Annotated in this window: 3 protein-coding genes; all 3 read right to left on the reverse strand. The window is 69.0% G+C overall.

Annotated elements, in window-relative coordinates; genetic code table 11:
• The coding region (locus tag AC1DY2_RS18455) for a glycoside hydrolase family 3 N-terminal domain-containing protein (protein ID WP_476763738.1) at positions 1-556 on the reverse strand (556 nt) is incomplete at its 3' end.
• Entirely contained in the window at positions 553-1,476 is a 924-nt protein-coding gene (locus AC1DY2_RS18460; protein ID WP_476763739.1) for a carbohydrate ABC transporter permease, read from the reverse strand. The genes AC1DY2_RS18460 and AC1DY2_RS18455, both read right to left, overlap by 4 nt.
• Positions 1,473-2,465 carry a carbohydrate ABC transporter permease gene (locus AC1DY2_RS18465; protein WP_476763740.1) on the reverse strand — a complete coding sequence of 331 codons (993 nt, stop codon included), beginning with the start codon at positions 2,463-2,465 and terminating at the stop codon, positions 1,473-1,475. The genes AC1DY2_RS18460 and AC1DY2_RS18465 overlap by 4 nt, the downstream gene beginning before the upstream one ends.
• Positions 2,466-2,597: the final 132 nt, after the last annotated feature.

Genomic DNA, 2,597 nt, shown 5'->3' on the forward strand with positions numbered 1-2,597 from the left:
CGGTGTCGCCGTGGCCCGGGAAGTGCTTCGCGCTCGCGGCCACGCCGGTCGACTGAACGCCGCGCACCCAGGCCGCCGCGTGCCGTGCCGCGAGGGACGCGTCGGTGCCGAAGCTCCGCACGCCGATCACCGGGTTGTCGGCGTTCGAGTTCACGTCGACGTCGGGCGCGAAGGTGACGGTGCACCCGGTCGCGGCGAGCGCCTCGCCGACCGCACGGGCGACGCGTTCGGTCAGCGCCGGGTCGTCGATCCGGCCGAGCAGGGCATTGCCGGGGTACGGGGCGCCGCGGTCGTAGAACAGCCGCGTGACGTCGCCGCCCTCCTCGTCGATCGCGATGACGGCGAGCGGGTTCGCCGCGCGCAGTTCCGTGTTCAGCGCCAGGAGCTGCTCGGCCGAGGCGATGTTCTGGCCGAAGAGGCAGACGCCGCCGAGTCCGTCCTCGAGCCGGCGGATGACCCAGGCGGGCGCCTCCGTGCCGTCGAACCCCGGGAGCAGGGTCGTGAGGATGTCCCGTCGCAGGTCGGTTCCCGCGCCGGTCAGGTGCTGCGCGGTCATCCCTTGACGGCCCCGCTCACGAGTCCGCTCGTCATCCGGCCCTGCACCAGCAGGAAGAAGACGATGACGGGGATCGCCATGAGGGTCGAGCCGGCCATGATCGCCGCCCAGTTCGTCGTGCCGTTCGCCACGAGGTAGGTGCGCAGCCACACGGGCAGCGTCATCATCTCGGGCCGGGCGTTCAGCACGAGCGCCATGATGAACTCGTTCCACGCCTGGATGAACCCGAACACGCCCGTCGCGATGAGGCCGGGGGCGAGCAGCGGGAAGGTCACCCGCCAGAACGCGCCGGCCCTGGAGCATCCGTCGATCATCGCGGCCTCCTCGAGCTCGGCGGGCACGCCGTTGACGAAGCCGCGGAGGGTCCAGATCGTGAACGGGAGCACCGTGGCGATGTAGACGACGGTCAGGCCGATGATCGTGTTCAGCAGGTGCCAGCCGTCGATCACGCGGAAGACCGAGACGATCATCGCCTCGCCCGGGATCATCTGGATGACGAGGATCGCGATGATGAACGTGCGGCGGCTCTTGAACCGGAACCGCGTCACGGCGATCGCGGCGAGGAACGCGAACACGAGCGAGATGATCACCGTCAGGATCGTGATCACGATCGAGTTGCCCGCGGCCGGGAGGAACGGCGTGCGGCCCGGATCGAAGAGCACCGTCGCATAGTTGCGGAGGGTGAACTCCTCGGGCCAGAAGTTGACGTCGGCGCCGCGGATCTCGTTGTTCGGCTGGAACGACGTGTTCACCATCCAGTAGACGGGGAAGACGAAGAACAGGAAGAGCAGCACCGAGACCGCGCTCAGCACCCACGTGGTGACGCGGCGGCGACCGCCGCCGGTGCGGCGCACGTCACGGCTGCTCGCCGGCGTGGCGGCCGGCCGGCCGACCTGCTGGGGGGCGACGGTGGCGCTCACAGCTCCTCCTCCTTGGTGACCTGGCGGACGTAGTAGATCGAGATGGACATGAGCAGGATCGCCGTGATGACGGCGATCGCGCCGCCCTGGCCGAAGTCGCCGCCCGCGATCGAGGTCTGGTAGATGTACACGCCCAGGGTGTTGGTGAGGGCGCGGATGCCGCCGATGTCCTGCAGCGCGAAGATCTGCGTGAAGACGCGGAGGTCCCAGATGATCTGGAGGATCGTGACGATGAGGAAGATCGGCTTCAGGTAGGGGAAGATGATCAGCCGGAACCGCTTGAACCCGCCGGCGCCGTCGAGCTGCGCGGCCTCGAGCACCTCGTCGGGCACCTGCGTGAGGCCCGCGTAGAGCGTGAAGGCGACGAACGGGATCGCGCCCCAGACGATGATGATGCCCGCGACGAGGAAGAAGCTGAGCGGGTCGATGAGCCAGGAGTGCTGGAAGTACTCCTCCATGCCGAACCAATTGACGAGGATGTAGTTCACGACGCCGTAGGCGGTGTCGAACATCCAGCCCCAGACGACGGTCGCGGTGAGGGCGGGCATCGCCCACGCGAGCAGCATGCCGACCGAGAGGAGGAGCCGGAAGCCCTTGGGCAGGCGCATCATCATGAGCGCGATGAGCGTGCCGAGGACCATGGTGAAGATCACGCAGCCGGCCGAGAAGAGGATGGTGCGCACGAGCACGGCGTAGAACACCGGGTCGGTGAGCACGTTCGCGTAGTTCTCGAACCAGACCCACTCGGGCGGGGCGCCGAAGACCTGCGCGCGGCCGAACTCCTGGAACGACGTGACGATGAGCTGGATGAGCGGCCAGCCCGTGATGAGGGCCAGCACGATGATCGCCGGTGTGAGCAGCGAGTAGGGGGTGAAGCCGCCCCGGATGCGCCGGGCGCGGCRTGCGGCCGGCTTCGGCTGCGGGGCCGTCATGCGTTCGCCTTCGAACGCGCTCGGCGCCGGGTCGAGGCCGTTGTCGACCGTGGTCATGGTGGTGCTCCTGGGAAGTCGAGGTGTTCGGGGCCGGCGGCGGTGCCGCTCCCCGATCCGGACGGGCGACGTGTGTGGTCGTCGCCCGCCCGGGCCTTGGGGTGCGGTGCGGCGGCGGACAGGGGGGTATGC

Source organism: Agromyces sp. P1_H4 (assembly GCF_056405255.1).